Annotated in this window: 17 protein-coding genes; 14 read left to right on the forward strand and 3 right to left on the reverse strand. The window is 54.7% G+C overall.

What is annotated here, in order from left to right; all coding sequences use genetic code 11:
• Positions 1-81: 81 nt before the first annotated feature.
• The 11 genes from HUF18_RS09320 to HUF18_RS09370 all read left to right on the forward strand — a co-directional run bounded on the left by HUF18_RS09320 (position 82) and on the right by HUF18_RS09370 (position 12,376).
• Positions 82-729, forward strand: coding sequence for a phosphoribosylanthranilate isomerase (locus HUF18_RS09320; protein ID WP_225691994.1), 648 nt, complete (start codon positions 82-84; stop codon positions 727-729).
• The gene (gene trpB, locus HUF18_RS09325) at positions 695-1,921 is read left to right on the forward strand and encodes a tryptophan synthase subunit beta (protein WP_145468879.1); all 1,227 of its coding nucleotides are present in this window, start codon (positions 695-697) and stop codon (positions 1,919-1,921) included. The genes HUF18_RS09320 and trpB overlap by 35 nt, the downstream gene beginning before the upstream one ends.
• Positions 1,922-2,129: 208 nt before the next feature.
• On the forward strand, positions 2,130-2,933 hold the full coding sequence (gene trpA, locus HUF18_RS09330; RefSeq protein WP_225691995.1) for a tryptophan synthase subunit alpha: 804 nt from the start codon (positions 2,130-2,132) through the stop codon (positions 2,931-2,933).
• 4 nt (positions 2,934-2,937) lie between these two features.
• Positions 2,938-4,224 carry a bifunctional folylpolyglutamate synthase/dihydrofolate synthase gene (locus HUF18_RS09335; protein ID WP_225691996.1) on the forward strand — a complete coding sequence of 429 codons (1,287 nt, stop codon included), beginning with the start codon at positions 2,938-2,940 and terminating at the stop codon, positions 4,222-4,224.
• Positions 4,209-4,763, forward strand: coding sequence for an SPOR domain-containing protein (locus tag HUF18_RS09340; protein WP_225691997.1), 555 nt, complete (start codon positions 4,209-4,211; stop codon positions 4,761-4,763). Before HUF18_RS09335 ends, HUF18_RS09340 begins: the two co-directional genes overlap by 16 nt.
• Positions 4,764-4,908: 145 nt before the next feature.
• Positions 4,909-5,403, forward strand: coding sequence for a CvpA family protein (locus HUF18_RS09345; protein WP_225691998.1), 495 nt, complete (start codon positions 4,909-4,911; stop codon positions 5,401-5,403).
• Between the two features lie 30 nt (positions 5,404-5,433).
• Entirely contained in the window at positions 5,434-6,954 is a 1,521-nt protein-coding gene (gene purF / locus HUF18_RS09350; protein WP_145468874.1) for an amidophosphoribosyltransferase, read from the forward strand.
• A 27-nt stretch (positions 6,955-6,981) separates the two neighbouring features.
• Positions 6,982-8,196 (forward strand): O-succinylhomoserine sulfhydrylase, encoded by a 1,215-nt coding sequence (locus tag HUF18_RS09355; protein ID WP_225691999.1) that lies wholly within the window; start codon positions 6,982-6,984, stop codon positions 8,194-8,196.
• Positions 8,197-8,397: 201 nt separating this feature from the next.
• Complete coding sequence (locus HUF18_RS09360; RefSeq protein ID WP_145468872.1) at positions 8,398-9,324, forward strand: AAA family ATPase; 927 nt, start codon at positions 8,398-8,400, stop codon at positions 9,322-9,324.
• On the forward strand, positions 9,321-10,298 hold the full coding sequence (locus HUF18_RS09365; protein WP_225692000.1) for a DUF58 domain-containing protein: 978 nt from the start codon (positions 9,321-9,323) through the stop codon (positions 10,296-10,298). Before HUF18_RS09360 ends, HUF18_RS09365 begins: the two co-directional genes overlap by 4 nt.
• Positions 10,299-10,315: 17 nt before the next feature.
• Positions 10,316-12,376, forward strand: coding sequence for a transglutaminase family protein (locus HUF18_RS09370; protein ID WP_225692001.1), 2,061 nt, complete (start codon positions 10,316-10,318; stop codon positions 12,374-12,376).
• 31 nt (positions 12,377-12,407) lie between these two features.
• Here the strand turns inward: HUF18_RS09370 and HUF18_RS09375 are convergent, their stop codons facing one another.
• Positions 12,408-13,100 carry a DUF6436 domain-containing protein gene (locus HUF18_RS09375; protein ID WP_225692002.1) on the reverse strand — a complete coding sequence of 231 codons (693 nt, stop codon included), beginning with the start codon at positions 13,098-13,100 and terminating at the stop codon, positions 12,408-12,410.
• Between the two features lie 232 nt (positions 13,101-13,332).
• Between HUF18_RS09375 and HUF18_RS09380 the strand changes: the two genes are divergently transcribed.
• Together HUF18_RS09380 and HUF18_RS09385 are read left to right on the forward strand one after the other, a co-directional pair.
• On the forward strand, positions 13,333-14,325 hold the full coding sequence (locus tag HUF18_RS09380; protein WP_225692003.1) for a thioredoxin family protein: 993 nt from the start codon (positions 13,333-13,335) through the stop codon (positions 14,323-14,325).
• A gap of 29 nt (positions 14,326-14,354) precedes the next feature.
• Complete coding sequence (locus HUF18_RS09385) at positions 14,355-14,957, forward strand: hypothetical protein (RefSeq protein WP_225692004.1); 603 nt, start codon at positions 14,355-14,357, stop codon at positions 14,955-14,957.
• Positions 14,958-14,970: 13 nt separating this feature from the next.
• Here the strand turns inward: HUF18_RS09385 and HUF18_RS09390 are convergent, their stop codons facing one another.
• Complete coding sequence (locus HUF18_RS09390) at positions 14,971-16,140, reverse strand: acyl-CoA dehydrogenase family protein (RefSeq protein ID WP_225692005.1); 1,170 nt, start codon at positions 16,138-16,140, stop codon at positions 14,971-14,973.
• A gap of 15 nt (positions 16,141-16,155) precedes the next feature.
• On the reverse strand, positions 16,156-17,037 hold the full coding sequence (locus HUF18_RS09395) for an SDR family oxidoreductase (RefSeq protein WP_225692006.1): 882 nt from the start codon (positions 17,035-17,037) through the stop codon (positions 16,156-16,158).
• Between the two features lie 365 nt (positions 17,038-17,402).
• Between HUF18_RS09395 and HUF18_RS09400 the strand changes: the two genes are divergently transcribed.
• Positions 17,403-18,437, forward strand: a complete 1,035-nt coding sequence (locus HUF18_RS09400) for an NADP(H)-dependent aldo-keto reductase (RefSeq protein ID WP_225692007.1) — start codon at positions 17,403-17,405, stop codon at positions 18,435-18,437.
• Positions 18,438-19,149 lie beyond the last annotated feature (712 nt).

A 19,149-nucleotide genomic window follows, 5' to 3' on the forward strand; every position in this document is an offset into this window, starting at 1 on the left:
TCCTCTTTCTGGGCAATGCTGGCGTGGTGAATGTCAGCGCCTGCCTTGCTATCATGCCGGCTTTATCGTCCGGAAGTCGTTATGTCTGCCTCCTATCGCCGCACCCGAATTAAAATCTGTGGTCTGACCCGTGCCGAAGATGCCGCTGCCGCTGTTGCAGCAGGGGCTGACGCCATTGGTCTGGTTTTTTATGCGCCCAGCCCGCGCGCGGTGGATATCGCCATGGCGCAGGCGGTGGTGGCAGCGGTTCCGGCTTTTGTTACTGTGACGGCGTTATTTGTGAATCCGGATGCTGCTGAGGTGCAAAAGGTTCTGGATAGCGTTAGAATCGACCTACTTCAATTCCACGGTGATGAAGAACATGACTTCTGCAGTCAATTCAATCGTCCCTACATCAAAGCCCTCCGTGTCCGGCAAGCGTCGGATGTGGTGGAGGCGTGCCTGCGCTTCCCAGGCGCACTGGCAATTCTGCTAGACAGCTATAAGCCGGGTGTTCCCGGCGGTACCGGCGAAACCTTCGATTGGGCGCTGGTACCTGATCAGCAAACCAAACCAATTATTCTTGCCGGTGGTCTGACCCCCGAAAACGTAGGCCTTGCGATCCGCCAGGTGGCTCCCTTTGCAGTGGATGTCAGTGGTGGGGTTGAAGCGGCCAAGGGTGTGAAAGATCACGGCAAAATGACAGCATTTGTTAATGAGGTGTACTGTGTCGACCAACAATCCTTTTGATCTCGACCTGCCCGATGCGCGTGGCCATTTTGGTATTCATGGCGGCCGCTTTGTTTCTGAAACCCTGAGCGCTGCGCTTGATGAGCTGGAAACAACCTACAAAAAACTGCGTGACGATGCCGATTTTCAGGCCGCTTTCGATAAAGACCTGGCCCATTATGTCGGCCGTCCGTCGCCGCTGTATCTGGCCGAGCGACTGACCGCCCATTGTGGTGGTGCGCAGATTTATCTGAAGCGTGAAGACCTGAACCACACCGGTGCGCACAAGATCAACAACACCATTGGTCAGGCGCTGCTGGCCAAATTCATGGGTAAAAAGAAAATCATCGCTGAGACCGGTGCCGGTCAGCACGGTGTGGCGTCCGCGACTGTAGCGGCGCGTTTTGGCCTTGAATGTAAAGTATTTATGGGCTCGACCGACGTTGAGCGGCAGAAGCTGAATGTATACCGCATGAAGCTTTTAGGCGCTGAAGTGGAAGCGGTTGAATCCGGCACCAAAACCCTGAAAGACGCCATGAACGAAGCCATGCGCCACTGGGTAACCAACGTCGATGATACTTTCTACATCATCGGTACCGCGGCGGGTCCGCACCCGTACCCGATGCTGGTGCGTGATTTCCAGAGTGTGATCGGCCGCGAAGTACAGCGTCAGAGTGTTGAGCAGTTCGGCCGCCAGCCGGATGCGCTGGTTGCCTGCGTTGGCGGTGGTTCTAATGCGATCGGTCTGTTCCACCCTTACATCAAACATCCCGAAGTGGCTATGTACGGTGTTGAAGCCGGCGGTCTGGGGCTGGACGGCGACGATCACGCTGCGCCGCTGAGCAAAGGCCGTCCGGGTGTACTGCATGGTAACCGTACTTATCTGATGGAAGATGAGAATGGCCAGATTATGGGTACGCATTCCATTTCCGCAGGTCTGGATTATCCGGGCGTGGGTCCTGAGCACAGCTGGTTGAAAGATGTCGGTCGCGCCCAGTATGTAGCGGCAACCGATGATGAGGCGCTGGATGCCTTCCATAAGCTGACCCAGCTGGAAGGCATTATGCCGGCACTGGAGTCTTCCCATGCGGTGGCTTATGCGATGAAGCTGGCGGCAACTATGAAGCCGGATCAGGTGATTGTTGTGAACCTCTCCGGTCGTGGTGATAAAGATATTCATACCATTGCCACTTTGGATGGTGTCACCGCTTAAGCCGTTCGGAGCTGCTGTGCTTGGAAATACGGCGTTAAAAATCACTTCGGGATGCTCATTTATGACTTATAAACTGCGCTCCCTCCGTGATTTTTGCCTTGTCTTTCCTGCGCTCGCAACGCTCCGGTGCGCAGGGCGTACGCCATAAAACAATTTTATCGCTCAGCGGAGATGTCCGCTGAGGTTAAGCAGAATTCAGGAGACTGAGATGTCCCGTATTAAAAATGCATTTGCCAGCCTGGAAGCTCAGGGTAAAAAAGCGCTGATTCCCTACATTACTGCTGGCGACCCACAGAAAGACGCGACCGTACCTATGATGCACGCACTGGTTAACGCCGGTGCCGATATCATTGAGCTGGGCGTGCCGTTTTCCGATCCGATGGCGGATGGCCCGACCATTCAGCTGGCCTGTGAACGTGCGCTGGCGCACAACACCTCGCTGCACGATGTACTGGCGATGGTGGCGGAGTTCCGTACAACCAACAGCAGCACGCCCATCGTGCTGATGGGCTATCTGAATCCGGTTGAGCGCATGGGCTACGAAACCTTTGCCGCCGCTGCGGTGGAAGCCGGTGTTGATGGTGTGTTGATGGTTGATCTGCCACCGGAAGAAGCGGTGGATGTTGAAGGATTTTTCAAATCCCGCGATCTCGACATGATCTACCTGATCGCGCCGACCACCAAAGACGAGCGTATTGAGCGTATCGGCCATGCCGGCAGCGGCTATGTCTATTACGTATCGCTGAAAGGCGTAACCGGTTCCAAAGCGCTGGATGTCGATGACGTTGCACGCAATCTGGAGCGTATCCGCAAGCATGTTTCTATTCCGGTTGGCGTGGGTTTCGGTATCAATACCGGCGAAACCGCAGCGGCCGTCAGTAAGGTGTGTGATGGGGTGATTGTGGGTTCTGCCATCGTTAACCTGATTGCGGCTAACGCGGATAACGCCAAAGCGGCGCAGGATGCGGTATCTGCTCTGGTTGGCACTATGCGCACAGCGCTGGATGCCTGAACGCATGAGCTTTGATGTTCAGACCGCCGGCCTTGAGCAGTGGTTGCAGCGACTGGAATCCATGCACCCGAGCGAGATCGATCTGGGCCTTGCGCGGGTGAAGGCGGTGGGCGAGCGGCTTGGCTGTCTGCGCCCGGCGCCGCTGGTGATTTTGGTTGGCGGCACCAATGGTAAGGGCACAACCTCGGCATTGCTGGCCGCTTTGCTGCGCGAGCAGGGGCTGAATGTCGGGGTTTATTCATCGCCGCATATCCGCCGTTATAACGAGCGGGTCGTGCTGAATGGTGTGGAAGCCTCTGATCATGAGCTCTGTGCCAGTTTCCGTGCGGTTGAGGCGGAGCGTGGTGATACCAGTCTGACGTATTTTGAGTTTGGTACCCTGGCTGCGCTCAAGTGGTTTCAGCAACAGCATGTGGATGCCTGTGTGCTGGAAATCGGTCTGGGCGGGCGTCTGGATGCGGTCAATATTGTTGACCCGGATATTTCCGTGGTAACCAGTGTTGGTCTTGATCATCAGGCGTGGCTGGGCGATACGCTGGAGCAGATTGCTTACGAAAAAGTCTCAATTGCCCGGCCTGGGCAAACGCTGGTGTGTGGTCAGCCACAGCCGCCTGCAACGGCGAAAGAAACCGCGGATGCTATTGGTGCACAGTGGCTGTGCCGTGATGAAGATTTCTTTATCGGGCGCTCTGAGCAAGGATTAGAGCTGCGTTTTGTGCAGAATGGTGAGTTGCATTCCTGGCAGCTGCCGGGGGCGCATATTCCTTATCATAATGTAGCGACTGCGGTGCAGGCTTTGGCGGTGCTGGGGCGACTTCCGGAGCAAACTGTCGTGGCCCGTGTGGTTGGCTCGTTACAGGTTGCCGGTCGTTTGCAGCATTATGTGCGCGAGAAGGCGGAGCAGCGTCTGCAGCTGACACTGGATGTCGCGCATAACGAGCAGGCCGCGGCCTATATCGGCGCTCAGTTGCAACAGGTGGATGGCATTGTGCTGGGGATGTTGGGCGATAAGCCGGTTAATGAAGTGATTCAGGCGTTGCCGGCCAGTGAACACTGGTATCTGGCCGGACTCGAAGGGCCCCGGGCGCTGAGTTCGGAACAGTTGCTGGAACGTGCGCAGGCATTAACGGCTAAGGCAGCTTACTGTTTTGAATCGGTCGCTGCGGCTCTGGATGCGCTGCCGGCCAGTGGTCACTGGCTGGTGTGTGGCTCTTTTTATACGGTAGAGGCCGCGCTGGAGTGGATGCAGCAACAGGAGGCAGAAGGGAAGGGGCAATGGAACAACATCTGAAAAAACGCATTCTCGGTGCCTTTGTTACGGTGATCGCGGTGGCCATTGCTTTGCCGATTGTACTGGATGGTTCGCGCAGCCAGCTGGCCTTGCAGAGCGATATTCCACCGATGCCGGATATGCCGGAATGGTCCCGTGTTGAAGATGAACGCCGGGTCCGTATTGAGCTGGAGCAGCTGGCTTCTGGCGAAGCCGCCGCGCAGATTGCAGTGCCGGACACGGACGTGGTTGAACAGAACGACCCGGCCCCTCCGCGTGGGCAAAGTGATCGTACCGAGCTCGACAGCAACCAGTTGCCCTATGCCTGGACGCTGCAGCTGGGAGCTTTCTCCGATCAGAAAAATGCCTTTGCTCTGCGTGATCAGCTGCGTGCCAAAGGTTACAAGGCGTATACCCAGGAATTTACCGGCGATAAGCTGACCCGGGTTTACGTCGGGCCGGAGCTGCAGCGCAGCCAGATTGAGACTTTGCAGAAGCAGCTGCGCAAAGAGCTGAAGCAGCAGGATATTCATATCAAACGTTACCGTGCCGAATCCTGAGCCGGCCATTCTTCCGGCCGGTTTTATCTCTGGCCGGCGAAGCCGGAAAGCATGTAACTTCGCTGCCTCAGGCCAAGTACTGCTTTCCTAAGCGGGCCGCTTTGGTATACTGCGCGCTTTCCAATTTCCAGCTCCGGGGCGATCAATGGCGGTAATTGATTGGGTGATACTGGCCGTACTGGCGGTATCGAGTCTGATCAGTCTGAAACGTGGCTTCGTCAAAGAAGCTCTGTCTCTGGCCAGCTGGATAGCAGCGTTTATCATTGCCCGTCTGTTCAGCGGCAACCTCGCGACTCTGTTGGATGGAGTGGTGGAAACCAACTCGGTACGCTGGATCCTTGCCTTTGTTATTTTATTTGCCGGTACGGTCACCATCGGCGCCATGGTAAATCACCTGTTGGTCGAAATGGTGCGTATGACCGGTCTGGGCGGTACTGACCGGGTGTTCGGCATGGTCTTCGGCCTGATCCGTGGCCTGGTGGTACTGGTTGCCATTGTCTACGGCCTGCAGTTTACGTTAGTGCCCCAGGATGCCTGGTGGCAGGAATCAACCTTTATCCCTCATCTGACCACGCTGGCTGACTGGGCACGTAAAACGCTGCCGGGCGCCGCCGATCAGGTGATGTCTCTTACCAATTAGTTTTTTAGTTTCTGCTGAGGTTATACGCGCATGTGCGGAATTGTGGGGATCGTTGCCAAAACCCATGTTAATCAGGCCATCTATGATGCCCTGACGGTATTGCAGCATCGCGGCCAGGACGCTGCCGGTATTGTTACCAGCTTTGAAAATAAGCTGTTTCTGCGTAAGGATAACGGTCTGGTCAGCGACGTGTTCCGCACCCGTCATATGCAGCGTCTGACCGGTAATATGGGGATCGGCCATGTGCGTTACCCGACCGCCGGCAGCTCAAGCTCAGCGGAAGCTCAGCCGTTTTATGTGAACTCACCGTACGGTATTACTCTGGCGCATAACGGCAACCTGACCAATACCGAACAGCTGGCGGATGATATTTATCGCGAAGATCTGCGGCATATCAACACCACCTCCGACTCGGAAGTATTGCTTAATATTTTTGCCCATGAACTGCAGGAACAGAAGCAACTGCAGCCATCGCCGGAAGTGATTTTCAAAGCGGTGAAAAATGTTCATCGTCGTATCCGTGGTGGCTATGCTGTCGTCGCCATGATCAGCGGTTACGGCATTGTGGCTTTCCGTGATCCGAATGGTATCCGCCCGGCGATCTTTGGTCGCCGCGATACCGCTCAGGGGCCGGAATACATGGTGGCTTCTGAATCGGTAGCACTGGATGCGCTGGGCTTTAAACTCGAGCGCGATATTGCTCCGGGTGAAGCCATTGTTATTACCGAAGAAGGCGAGCTGTTTACCCAGCAATGTGCAGAAAATACTTCGCTGACGCCCTGTATTTTTGAACACGTTTATTTTGCCCGTCCGGACTCCATCATCGATGGTATTGCCGTGTATAAAGCGCGCTTGCGTATGGGTGAAAAACTGGCGGAAAAAATCATGCGCGAGTATCCCGAGCATGATATCGATGTGGTTATTCCAATTCCGGATACCAGTCGTTCTTCGGCACTGGAACTGGCGAATAAACTGGGCGTGAAATACCGTGAAGGTTTTATGAAAAACCGTTACATCGGCCGCACCTTTATTATGCCGGGTCAGCAGCAGCGTAAAAAATCGGTTAAACAAAAACTGAACGCGCTGGATCTGGAATTCCGCGGTAAAAACGTTCTGCTGGTTGATGATTCTATTGTGCGCGGTACCACCTGCGAACAGATTATTGAAATGGCACGTGAAGCCGGTGCTAATAAAGTGTACTTCGCCTCGGCGGCACCTGCTGTGCGTTACCCGAACGTTTACGGTATCGACATGCCGGCGAAAGAAGAATTTATTGCCCATGGCCGCAGCACCGATGAAATTGCCAAAGAAATCGGCGCCGACTGGCTGGTGTATCAGGATCTTGATGATCTGATCAGCGCCTGTCTGGAAGGCAGTAAAACCGAAGCCCGTTCATTCGATTGTTCGGTCTTTACCGGCGAATATGTGACCGGCGATATCAACGAAGCCTACTTTGATCGTCTGTCACAGTTGCGTAACGATGCCAGCAAAGGCAAGCGTGCGGCGGTAGAAAATGTTGCCATTGATCTGCACAACGAAGCAGAGTCCTGAAGCTGAATTCCGGGAAACAGGTGTGCTATGAACGATTTTTCGCAATTTAATGATCGTTATCAGTCTGATCTCGAAGGCTGTGCCTTTGAGACGCTGGCTGTTCGTGCCGGTCAGGTACGCAGTGCAGAATGCGAACATTCTGAAGCGATTTTTCCGACCAGCAGTTACGTGTTTAATTCTGCTGCTGAAGCCGCAGCGCGTTTTGGTGGTGAGTCAGCGGGTAACGTTTATTCGCGTTACACCAATCCGACGGTACGCACATTTGAAGATCGTCTGGCAGCACTGGAAGGCGGCGAGGCCTGTGCGGCAACTTCTTCCGGTATGGCGGCTATTTACGCGGTGGCGATTGCTCATCTGAAAGCCGGTGATCACGTATTGTGCTCAGCCAGTGTGTTCGGCAGCACTATTATGCTGTTCGAAAAATTCCTGCGTAAATTTAATGTGTCGATCGATTATGTCGATCTGCTGGATCTGAACGACTGGAAAAATAAAACCCGGGAAAATACCCGTTTATTTTTTCTGGAATCACCATCCAACCCATTAAATGATGTGGCTGATCTGGAAGGCATTGCTGCGATCGCCCAAGCGGCTAACGCTTTATTTGTGGTTGATAACTGCTTCTGTACTCCGGCGTTGCAAAAACCCTTGCTGTGGGGTGCCGATCTGGTGGTGCATTCTGCCACTAAATACATCGATGGGCAGGGACGTTGTATCGGTGGTGCGGTTGTTGGTTCGTCAGAGTTGATTGAACCTGTTATTGGTGTACTGCGTTCAGCAGGTCCGACCATGAGCCCGTTTAATGCTTGGGTGTTCACCAAAGGTCTGGAAACATTGTCGCTGCGCATGAAAGCGCACAGCGAGAATGCACTGCAGCTGGCGCAATGGCTGCAGCAGCATCCGAAAGTAAAAACCGTGAACTATTGTGGTCTGGAAAATCATCCGGGCTATGCTCTGGCGAAAAAACAGCAGAGTGGTTTTGGCGGTGTTTTATCCTTTGAAGTGATTGGTGGCCGTGAAGAAGCCTGGAAGGTGGTGGATGCCACCCGCATGATTTCTATTACCGCTAATCTTGGTGATGTTAAAACCACCATTACTCACCCGGGTACCACCACACATGGCCGGTTGAGTGAAGACGAACGGCAGAAAGCCGGTATTTCTCAGGCGTTGCTGCGTGTTGCTGTGGGTCTGGAGAATATCGATGATATTCAGCGCGATCTGGCCCGCGGTCTGGACGCACTGTGAATATCCGCGAGTAGAAAAGAACGGGAATAACGCAGGTTATTCCCGTTTTTTTTGTCTCATTTTTCCCCGTACGGTTATCAGTCTGACCATTCTTTACGCGCAATTCTGTGCTTCTTTCCTCAGCCTGAGTGTCTGCCCATTTCCCTGCAACCCTGAGTCACTTATGCTTGAGTTTTACGACGGGCAGTAACAGGAAACACTATGACCACTCCTATTCAACGTGCGCTTGAGCAACTCAGTGCTGTCATTCTCGGTAAAGAAGAGCAGCTCAAGCTGGCGCTCAGTTGTCTGCTGGCCCGTGGTCACCTGCTGATTGAAGATTTGCCCGGCATGGGTAAAACCACTTTGTCCCATGCGCTGGCCGGAGTGCTGGGTCTGCAATATAACCGCATTCAGTTCACCTCTGATTTATTACCGGCGGATATTCTCGGTGTCAGTATTTTTGAGCGTGAAAGCGGTTCGGATGTTGGCCGCTTCCGCTTTCATCCGGGGCCGGTGTTTACCCAGTTATTGCTGGCCGATGAAATTAACCGGGCAACGCCTAAAGCACAGAGCGCGTTGCTCGAGGCGATGGAAGAAGGGCAGGTGACGGTGGAAGGGGAAACCCGGCCACTGCCTATGCCGTTTTTCGTGATTGCTACACAAAACCCGGTGTCGCAATCGGGAACTTTTCCGTTGCCGGAATCTCAGCTTGATCGTTTTTTAATGCGTATTCAGCTGGGCTATCCCAATGAGAAGGCTGAACGAGAACTGCTCGAAGGACGTGACCGCCGCACCATGGCCAGCAACCTCAAGCCGCTTTTAACCACGCAGGAATTAGCGCAGCTGCAGCAGCAGGTAAACAGCGTGCAGGCCTCGGCCAGTGTGCTGGACTATGTGCAGCGCATTATTGCTTTTACCCGTTATGAGGGGGGCTTTCAGTACGGTTTATCACCGCGCGGTGCGCTGGCTTTGCTGCGCAGTGCCAAGGCCTGGGCTTTGGTGGATGGTAACCGTCAGCACTTGCTGCCTGAGGATATTCAGGCGGTGCTGCCTGCGGTGGTTGATCATCGTCTGGCAGAAGCGGCCGATGGCGGCGCGCACAGCGTGTCGCAACGTATCCTCAATACGGTGCCGGTTCTGGTATGACGACACTCGCCAGTCGCTGGCGCGCGCGCTGGAAACGCTGGCTTGACCGGCGTATTCCGCCGGCGCCTCAGGTAACGCTTAATCATAAGTCCATTTTTATTCTGCCAACCCGCACCGGGCTGCTGTTCACGCTGTTGCTGATTGTCCTTCTGCTGACGGCGATTAACTACCAGAACAGCCTGATTTACGGCCTGACCTTCTGGCTGTTCAGTGTGTCGCTGGCGGCGATGATGTTTACCTTCCGTAACCTGTCCGGACTGACGCTGGCGTCCGGGCGGGCGTATCCCTGTTTTGCCGGTGATGTGATTGAGTTACCGCTGCGCCTGATCGCGGCTCCCAAGCGCTTTCATGAAGCCTTATTGCTGGGTTTTCCCGACAATCCGGCACAACTGACCGATGTCGATACTGCCCAGACCCGTACCCTGGCGCTGAGTTTCCGCACTCATAAGCGTGGGCCGCTGCAGGCCGAACGTTTGCGGCTGGATTCACGCTTCCCGCTGGGGCTGTTCAACACCTGGACCTGGATCAAACTCGACTTTAACGCGCTGGTTTATCCGAAACCGGAAACCGTGCCCTTTGTGTTTGCCGCCGGTGAGCAGGGAGATAAGCTGGCCGGAGCGCCATCCAGTGTGTCCGGTCAGCAGGATTTTCAGGGGCTGCGAAATTATCAGCCGGGCGATTCCATGCGTCAGATTGCCTGGAAACAGCTGGCCCGCGGCAAAGGTCTGGTGAGTAAAGATTTTGACCATGACGAAGGTGCCACCTGCTGGCTCGACTGGGATGTACTGGCGCCGCAAAGCACGGAAGTGCGTTTGTCGCGTCTTTGTGGCTGGGTTTTGCAGGCGCACCAGCTGGGCTGGCGTTACGGCCTGCGTCTGCCGGGTAAGGACATCGCTCCGGATCACAGTGAAGGTCATCGTGACCGCTGTCTTGAAGCGCTGGCTCTGTATGGTTTTGACCGGGGGGCGCTATGAGTCGAAGCGGGGGCTTAATGAGCAGCACCGGTCATCCGAATACCGATCTGCAGATTCCGCGCAGCGCCTTGTTGTGGTTGCTGGGCAGTAATCTGGCCGCTTTACTGCCGCACGGACAGCACCTGCCACTGTGGATGTGGGGGCTGGCGCTGTTTGTTCTGGTGTGGCGTGGGCTGACGCATCTGGGGCGATTATCCTACCCGAACCGCTGGGCCAAAGCGGTGGCGGTATTCGCTGCGTCGGCCGCGGTCGTAGTGGCCTTTGAGAAAACCTTTACTCTGGAAAGTGCGGCCGCCTTCCTGATTGCCGCCAGCTTGCTGAAGTTGCTGGAAATGCGAAACCGCCGCGATGGCTATGTCGTGGTTTTTTTAAGCTACTTCCTGCTCGGCACCGGCTTTCTGTTTGATCAGGGCATTCTGGCGGGTTTATACGGCATTCTGACAGTGTGGTTGCTGACCAGTGCGCTGGTTGCCCTGCATCAGAACGGCTTCTCCCATGATGTGCAGAGTGTGCGCCGCAGCCGTCGCGCAGCAAAGCTGGCAGCCGCCATTCTGCTGATGTCGCTGCCGCTGATGCTGGTGTTGTATCTGCTGTTTCCGCGCCTGGCGCCGCTGTGGAGCATGGCGCTGCAGTCAGGTAAGGCAAAAACCGGTTTGTCGGCAGAAATGGCGCCGGGTGATATTGCCGATCTCAGTCAGTCCGATGAGCTGGCTTTCCGTGTGTCGTTCAGTGATGGTCAGGTGCTGCCTCGCGATCAGCTTTACTGGCGTGCACTGGTTCTGGATGACTACGATGGCCGGCGCTGGCAGCCCAGCGGCGTTACCTCTGAAGCCCAGTGGTATCCGCAAAGCTGGCAGCCGCCGGCGGACGCTGAAGGGCTGATTCGTTATGAAATTATTCAGGAGGCAACCAGCCAGAAGTGGCTGTTTGCCCTGCGTGGTGTTGCTGCGCAGGAAGAGCGCATTGGCATGACGATGGATGATCGCCTGGTTGTGCGGCGGCCATTACATGAGCGCAAGCGTTATCAGGCCCTGTCCTGGCCTTCGGTCAGCATCAGTGAAGATGGCCTGGCCGGGCTTGAGCAACGCCAGAATCTGCAATTGCCGCGTGATCGTAATCCTCAGGCGCGGGCCTGGGCGCAGCAGCGTCGTGCAGAGGCGGTCGATGATGCCGCGTACATTAATGGGTTGTTACGCCATTTCCGTGAACAGGATTTTTACTACACCCTGAAACCACCGCTGATGGGCAGCGAAGAAATTGACGACTTTCTGTTTAATCAGCGTCGCGGCTTCTGTGCCCATTATGCCGGTGCTCTGGTGTTTCTTGCCCGTGCCGCAGGGATTCCGGCGCGGGTGGTGTCCGGCTATCAGGGCGGCGAATGGAACGCTGCCGATGGTTATTTAACCGTGCGTCAGTACGATGCCCACGCCTGGACGGAAGTCTGGCTCAGCGGACAGGGCTGGGTGCGGGTTGATCCGACGGCGGCGGTTGCGCCACAGCGTATTGAGTTCGGTCTGGAGCGTGCGGTCGCTGAAGAGGGGACCTTCCTGCAGGATAATCTGCTGTCACCGCATCGCTTCAAAGGTGTCAGCTGGTTAAACAAGCTGCGTATGGAAATGGACAGCCTGAACTATTACTGGCAGCTGTGGGTGCTGTCGTATGACGGCAAGCGGCAACAGAGTTTTCTTAATGGCTGGCTGGGGCTGGAAGACTATCAGCAGGGACTTTATGTGCTGGGTGGCAGCTTTGGCGGTTTCTTCCTGCTGGCTTCGTTGGTTGTCTGGTGGCGCCAGCGCCCGGTGCCCTTATCGCCTTTTATGCACAGCTGGCAGCGGTTGCAGGAAAAAGGGCAAAAACTGGGGGTAGAGCCGCAGGCTGGAGAAACTGCGGGCAGTTATCTGCAGCGTCTTGAGCAGCACTGCCCGCAGCAGCAGAGCTTGCTGCGCTGGCTGGCCGGAGAGATTAACCGCAGCCTGTATCAGCCGCAGGTGGATAAACACCAGAAACAAAAACAACAGCGCCAGTTGCTGCATGCCATGGCTAAGGTTCGCCGCCAACTGCGCGCGGGCAGGGACTGAACCAGCAGGGTTCAGTCGGGCATTACAGTGATCACTGCTTCTGCGCCGGCCAGGCGCAGAAGCAGCCATCACCCGCTACGTTAGCAAAAGGGCCGTAACCCTTTGTGCCCAGTTCGCGCACGATATTCGGGAAAAAGTCATCATTGGCGACGGTGCACAGCGCGCCGAAACCATAGGCGCCAAAATAACCCAGTTCACCCTGAGGGCTTAACAAAGCCAGTGCCGGACTGCTGGGCAGGGGCAAATCAAGGCCCAGGGGCTGGCGAATCACCTCCATTCGCGCACCGTTCAGTTGGCGGAAATTCTGTAGCTGTTCATCACTGGTGCCCGGAGCGGCAATCACCACGATACGTAACTGCCCGGGGTTAAACTGACTGATCAGGCCATCAAAATGGCGCTGACTGAGCTGGTTACACAGACAATCGGGGTTCCAGAAATGCAGCAAAAGCACGGGCTCGTCTGTGCCTTCCGGGACCGCAGACGGTGGTAATAGTTGCAGTAATGGCTGCAGCATCTGGCCGACCTGGCTGGCCTGCCAGAAACGGGTATCGTCGTTGTTGCTCACAAAGGGGCGGACGTTCTGTTGCTGAAACCACCATAAGCCGGCCAGGGTTGCCAGCAGCCAGGCACTGACCAGCAGGGCCAGCCAGATATTCTTTGCTGAACTGGCCGGTGACGGCGTGCCTGCAGGATGTTTGTTGCTGGACGGTGCGGGTTTGGTCATGGGAGGCTTTCCGCTGCTGGTTGGGTTTGGCCGGGTCGGGGCGAGTATACCTCAGGATTGCCGTATTTTGTGCGTATGGCTTACTGATTTATACCGTTATCTTTTGGTTCGATCTGGTTATCAATCCGCGGAATTGTGCCGGCTGTATTTGTTACTCACTGGGTTATCTGCTGTGGCATTTAATCTTCAGAGCGTTAGGATACGCAGCTTTGCAGACACTTATGCGTTCACTATGACGGAAGCCTCAGCGCCAGCTCTGGCAGAACCTCCCTGGATTGTATCGCTGACCGAAGAGCAGTTGACCGCACAGCTGGCCGCTGCCCGGGTTCCTGTGTTGCTCGATTTCTGGGCCAGCTGGTGTGCGCCTTGCCGGGCGATTCTGCCATTGCTGGAAAAGCTGGTGCTGGAGCTTAACGGGCAGATACTGTTGTTCAAGGTCGATGCAGAACAGTCATCCGAGCTGCTGCAGCGTTTTGCGGTTAAAGGTTTGCCGGCGGTCTTGTTGCTGCAGAACGGCATGGAGGTTGATCGCTTTCAGCAGACACTCACCGAATCACAGATCCGCGCCTTTATTCAGCCCTGGCTCAGGCAGCCAGCGCAGGAGAGTGTTCTGATATCCGGCTGTCTGCAGCAGGCAGAGCGTGCCTTTGCTGCCGCTGATGCAGATCAGGCGGCATTCAGCCTGAATCAGGCCTGCCAGCTTGCCTGTGGTGCACAGGGCAGTACAGCACGGATGCTGGCCAATATTCTGAATGTCTTGCTGGAAGGGCTTGGTTGCTTGCCGCGTTCAGAACGTGGTGCTTTGATTCAGCTGGCTGAAGGCTGGCTGGCCGCCGCCGATTTCAGTGTGTTGCGCGAACCGAAACTGCAACAGGCACAGGCCCGGCTGGCGTTGCAGCGCCAGCAGTGGCAACAGCCGGCGGATGATATCAGTGTGTTGCGTCAGCAATTAGCGCAAGCGGACGCGCAGCAGGGGCAGGTGGTTCTGGCACTTTCGGCGGCACTGGCGGCGGAGGGGAATTATCCGGCAGCCCTGGAGTCCTTGCTGGATTTTTTACAGTCCCGTTGCCACGACAACCTGCAGGCGTCCACCTCGCTTGCAGAGGACGCTGACTATCAGCAGGTGCAGGCCCGGCTGGTTGAACTGATTGATATTCTGCCGGATCGTGTACTGGCTAACCGTTACCGCCGCCGGTTGTTTGACTTGCCAGCGTTGCTGTTTTAACCGACCCTGAATTACCCGGATGAAGAATAATGATGTCTTTTAAAGTACTCGCCAGTGCTCTGGCGATGATCATTACTTTCAGCGCTTTTTTACCTTATATTCGCGGAATTCTGACCGGCCGGATTAAGGCCCATGTGTTTTCCTGGGTGATCTGGGGAATTACCACTCTGGTGGTTTTTTTCGCGCAACTGAGTGATAACGGCGGGGCAGGTGCCTGGGCGGTAGGCTTGTCGGCCAGTATCACATTGTTTATCGCCTGTCTGGCGTTTTTAAAACGGGGTGATCTTGCTATCACAAAATTGGATTGGTTATTTTTTATTGCGGCTTTATCGTCGCTGCCATTCTGGTATTTCAGTGATTCTGCATTAATGGCGGTTATTATTTTAACCACCGTGGATTTATTGGGCTTTGGCCCGACGCTGCGTAAAGCCTGGGCGTATCCGCAGTCAGAGTCGCTCGGTTTTTTTGCGTTATTTTTATTACGTAATCTGTTGGTAGTTGCAGCTCTGGAGCATTATTCCTGGGTTACGCTGCTGTTTCCGCTGGCGGTGGCGCTGGCCTGTATGGCGCTGATGCTGATTATTGTTTTGCGTCGCCGGCGATTAAGCCGGACGACACCTGCAGGTTTCTGAAAAGGCCGGTGCTTTAAAGACCGAGCTGACGGGCGGCCAGATCACGCATAATTTCTTCCGAGCCGCCACCAATGGCATTGACCCGCACTTCTCGGTAAATGCGCTCGCTTTTACAGCCGCGCATATAGCCCGCACCACCTAAAATCTGCAATGCCTCCCGGGCACAGAATTCCATCACCATGGTGGCCTGCACCTTTAATAAGGCAATATCGGCGGGTTTGGCTTTGCCGTTCTGAATCTGCCAGGCGCAGCTGTCCATATAAGCCTGAGTTGCATTCACCTGGCGCACCATTTCGGCAAATTTATGGCGGATAACCTGATGTTTGCTGAGTGGTTTACCAAAGGTTTTGCGCTCTTTTGCCCAGGCGGCAGCTTCTTCGATACAGACTTTGGCACTGGCTAAAGCACCGGCGGTTAACGCCAGCCGTTCATTATTAAAATTATGTACGATGGGCATAAACCCCTGATTTTCACCGCCAATTAAATAACTGGCCGGTACCCGTACATTATCGAAATACAAGGTCGCTGTGTCCGAACACCACCAACCCTGTTTTTTATTTAATGGCGTACGGCTGAAGCCTGCGGCGTCGGCCGGCACTAAAATCATGGAAATACCGCCCACACCCTCGCCGCCGGTACGCACGGCAACGGTGTACCAGTCGGCACGCATACCACCGGTAATAAAGGTTTTGCTGCCGTTAATAATATAGTGGTCGCCATCACGCACGGCACTGGTGCAGAGGTTGGCAACGTCTGAACCGCCGCCGGGTTCGGTAATGGCCAATGAAATATGTTTTTCGCCACTTAATACCGGCGCAATGACCATGTCTTTTAAATAATCACTGCCAAAATGCACGACCGGTGGCAGGCCAATACCATGCACCATTAATGTGGCATAAATACCACCGGCGCCAGTACGGCTGAGTTCTTCCACGGCAATAATGGTATGAAAAATATCGGTGCCTTCAGTCAGACCACCGTATTGTTCCGGATAGCCCAGTTGCAGCAGGCCGACCTCGGCGGCTTTATGCCACAAGGATTGTGGTAAATTACAGGCTTCTTCCCAGTCGTCGACATGGGGCATGATTTCGCGTTCGACAAATTTACGCAGCTGGCTGCGCCATTCGGCATGGTTGTCGTTGTAATAGGGGCTGGCTAATCGCAGCGAGTCAAACGTCAGCATATGAGGTTCCTTCCGTTAGTCGTTATTTTTCAGCACATCGGGTAATTCATAGCGATGAAAACCGTTGAATGATTCGCTGTTGGTGGCAGGTTTATCCGGCAGCGGAATAATGGCCGGCGCCGAACCCATCGATGAACCGCCATCGACACGCAGACAGACACCGCTGATAAAATTGGCGCCTTCGCTTAATAAAAAACAGACAGCAGAACTGATTTCGGCTTCGGTCGCGATGCGTTTCAGCGGTACGTGATGGCGCAGGTTGCGGATGGTTTTCTGCATTGCCGGGCTGTAGGTATCAAAGCCACTGGAGGCAACCCAGCCTGGTGCGACGGCATTAACCCGTACGCCGCTTTTTCCCCATTCCCAGGCCGCGGTTTTGGTGATGTTTTCCACCCCGGCACGGGCAGCCCCAGAATGCCCCATTCCCGGCATGCCGTTCAGGTTGTCGGCGGTCATATTGACGATGGCGCCACCGTGTTTCTGCATCGACTGACGATAGACTTCGCGCATCATCAGAAAGGTACCGGTAAGGTTGGTATTCAGTACCGCTTCAAAACCTTTTTTATTAATAAATTCGAGCGGGGAGGGGAACTGGCCGCCGGCGTTATTAAACAGGCCGGCTATCGGGCCGTGCTCAGCCACAATGGTGGCAATGGTGGCGGTCACGGCGTCTTCATCACGGATATCCAGTCTGTAGCAACAGGCCTGGCCGCCATCTTCCAGAATTTCTCCCAATACCTTGTGCAGTTTGTCTTCGTTGCGCCCGATCAGCACAACGTTGGCGCCCAGAGAAGCCAGTTCGTGGGCAGTGCAGCGGCCAATGCCACTGCCGCCTCCGGAAACAATTAAGGTTTTGCCGGTAAAGATGCCGGCGCGCAGCGTGGATTGATACGGCATAAAGCGTCCCCATGGTGTGCGTGGTACCGGCCTGTGTGGCCGGTTGCTGTTATTTAAATATCGTTATTAAAATCAAATTACCAAGCAAGTGCTTGGTAGGCAACGGTCGTTTGTCGCCATGCTGTCTTTATTTATACCGTTATGTTTTGTGTGCCTGTAACCCTGGCGCTGTTTCTTCAGGGCTGAAGGTCGTTGCGTATTGGCTGCTGCGTTTGCTAAATATTATACCGTTATCTTATTAATTCGATTTTCATTGAAACGCTACTGTTCATATTTCCTGCATAGGGTGTTCAGGCGTTCAGGGTTATCAGTTGCTGCTCAGTTCTTCATAATGCGGCCATTAAACTGGCAGCGGAGAATAACGGATGCAAAAGCGACCATTGGGTAACAGCGATTTACAGGTAACCAAACTCTGTCTGGGGACTATGACCTGGGGTGAGCAGAACACGGAAGCGGAAGCTCACCAGCAAATGGATTATGCGCTGGAGCGTGGTATTAATTTCTTCGATACCGCCGAGATGTATCCGGTACCGCCGAAGGGCGAAACCCAGGGGCGTACTGAGCAGTACATCGGCAGCTGGTTTGCTAAAAGCGGAAACCGCGACAAGGTTATTCTGGCCAGTAAAGTAGCGGGCCCGGGTGACTGGATGACTCATCTGCGCAATGGGCCACAACTGACCCGTGCACATATTCGTGAAGCTGTAGAAAACAGCCTGCGACGTTTACAGACCGATTATATCGATCTGTATCAGCTGCACTGGCCGGCACGGCCAACCAATTTTTTTGGCAAGCTGGGCTACGAACATCAGGAGCTGGAAAGCACACCGCTGGAAGAAACACTGAGCGCGCTGCAGGAACTTATTCGCGAAGGCAAAATCCGCCATTACGGTCTGTCGAACGAAACCGCCTGGGGCACGATGAAGGTGCTGCAGATTGCTGAGCAGAATCAGTGGGCGCGACCTCTGAGCGTTCAGAATCCTTATAATCTGCTGAACCGCAGCTATGAAGTTGGCCTGGCGGAAGTCTCTCACCGCGAACAGGTTGGTTTGCTGGCATATTCGCCGCTGGCCTTTGGTGTGCTCAGTGGTAAATACCTGAACGGCCAGCTTCCGCCTAAAGGTCGCATCACCTTGTTCGAACGTTTCAGCCGTTATAAGGGTGAGCATGCGGAACAGGCAGTGCAGAAATACGTCGACCTGGCAACGGATCTGGGAATAAGTCCGGTGACTCTGGCGCTGGCCTTTGTTACTCAGCAGGGTTTTGTTACTTCGAATATTATTGGCGCGACCACTATGGAACAGTTGCAGGAAAATATTGATTCGGCGGATGTGGTATTAACGGCGGAGATACTTGAACGTATTAACGCCATTCATAAAGTGCATTCCAATCCTTGCCCTTAATGCGTCGTACGAAAACGCCCGCTGAATAATCAGTGGGTGCTTTTCCACTACTGTCCCACAGTTTGGAGTGACATTGTGTCACTCCAAACTGCAGCATTCATCGACTACTGTTTTTCAATCTGCAACGCCTTTCCGGCGCAAGCCCCTGGCCCCCTGCAAGGAGAGGTATCTCCTTCCGATCCTTTCTTTTCGGCGCGTCCGGCTTCATCCAGCCAACTGCAATGATTATGCGGCACGCAAAACAATTCACCCCGGAACGACGTTTTAAAATACCAATAATTTGTATCGTTCCGGGGCAGGGTTTTGCTCTGAAGGCCGCAGAATCATCTGGTTGTCTGGCGCCGCACGATCGCCGGTTTAAGTAATCCGCTCAGCCGCACTCCAAAGGAAACCGTGTGTGAGACATGATATTTAAAAAATTCGTTTGATCTGAAAAGCGACATTGCGGTGATGGGTTTTCTGCGCCTCTGGGGCCGCCGCAGAAACCGCTGATATGTCTGGTCTGTCCGCAGGGATGCGGACAAGTGGCTCCGGCCATGGATGGCCGATGAGCCGCGCGGCCAGTAAATATCAAGGTTTCAAGGGTAACGGCCCAGAAAGCGCGAAGCTGGGGTCGGCCCGCCGGCAAGGGGATAAGTGTAGTGGTCTAATCAATCCGGACACCCGCTTAGGTGATAAAATCACAACCCAAGAGGTGTCCAATGAAAAAACA

It is taken from the genome of Thalassolituus sp. ST750PaO-4 (assembly GCF_020320405.1).
GTDB classification, from domain to species: Bacteria; Pseudomonadota; Gammaproteobacteria; order Pseudomonadales; family Oceanobacteraceae; genus Venatoribacter; species Venatoribacter alkanivorans.

Excerpts from the sequence above, each read along its gene's own strand:
- HUF18_RS09335 (WP_225691996.1), top strand. The coding sequence starts at position 2,938 with ATGAGCTTTGATGTTCAGACCGCCGGCCTTGAGCAGTGGTTGCAGCGA.
- trpA (WP_225691995.1), top strand. The coding sequence starts at position 2,130 with ATGTCCCGTATTAAAAATGCATTTGCCAGCCTGGAAGCTCAGGGTAAA.
- HUF18_RS09380 (WP_225692003.1), top strand. The coding sequence starts at position 13,333 with ATGACGGAAGCCTCAGCGCCAGCTCTGGCAGAACCTCCCTGGATTGTA.
- HUF18_RS09400 (WP_225692007.1), top strand. The coding sequence starts at position 17,403 with ATGCAAAAGCGACCATTGGGTAACAGCGATTTACAGGTAACCAAACTC.
- purF (WP_145468874.1), top strand. The coding sequence starts at position 5,434 with ATGTGCGGAATTGTGGGGATCGTTGCCAAAACCCATGTTAATCAGGCC.
- HUF18_RS09370 (WP_225692001.1), top strand. The coding sequence starts at position 10,316 with ATGAGCAGCACCGGTCATCCGAATACCGATCTGCAGATTCCGCGCAGC.
- HUF18_RS09390 (WP_225692005.1), bottom strand. The coding sequence starts at position 16,140 with ATGCTGACGTTTGACTCGCTGCGATTAGCCAGCCCCTATTACAACGAC.
- HUF18_RS09385 (WP_225692004.1), top strand. The coding sequence starts at position 14,355 with ATGATGTCTTTTAAAGTACTCGCCAGTGCTCTGGCGATGATCATTACT.
- HUF18_RS09345 (WP_225691998.1), top strand. The coding sequence starts at position 4,909 with ATGGCGGTAATTGATTGGGTGATACTGGCCGTACTGGCGGTATCGAGT.
- HUF18_RS09320 (WP_225691994.1), top strand. The coding sequence starts at position 82 with ATGTCTGCCTCCTATCGCCGCACCCGAATTAAAATCTGTGGTCTGACC.
- HUF18_RS09395 (WP_225692006.1), bottom strand. The coding sequence starts at position 17,037 with ATGCCGTATCAATCCACGCTGCGCGCCGGCATCTTTACCGGCAAAACC.
- HUF18_RS09365 (WP_225692000.1), top strand. The coding sequence starts at position 9,321 with ATGACGACACTCGCCAGTCGCTGGCGCGCGCGCTGGAAACGCTGGCTT.
- trpB (WP_145468879.1), top strand. The coding sequence starts at position 695 with ATGAGGTGTACTGTGTCGACCAACAATCCTTTTGATCTCGACCTGCCC.
- HUF18_RS09375 (WP_225692002.1), bottom strand. The coding sequence starts at position 13,100 with ATGACCAAACCCGCACCGTCCAGCAACAAACATCCTGCAGGCACGCCG.
- HUF18_RS09355 (WP_225691999.1), top strand. The coding sequence starts at position 6,982 with ATGAACGATTTTTCGCAATTTAATGATCGTTATCAGTCTGATCTCGAA.
- HUF18_RS09360 (WP_145468872.1), top strand. The coding sequence starts at position 8,398 with ATGACCACTCCTATTCAACGTGCGCTTGAGCAACTCAGTGCTGTCATT.
- HUF18_RS09340 (WP_225691997.1), top strand. The coding sequence starts at position 4,209 with ATGGAACAACATCTGAAAAAACGCATTCTCGGTGCCTTTGTTACGGTG.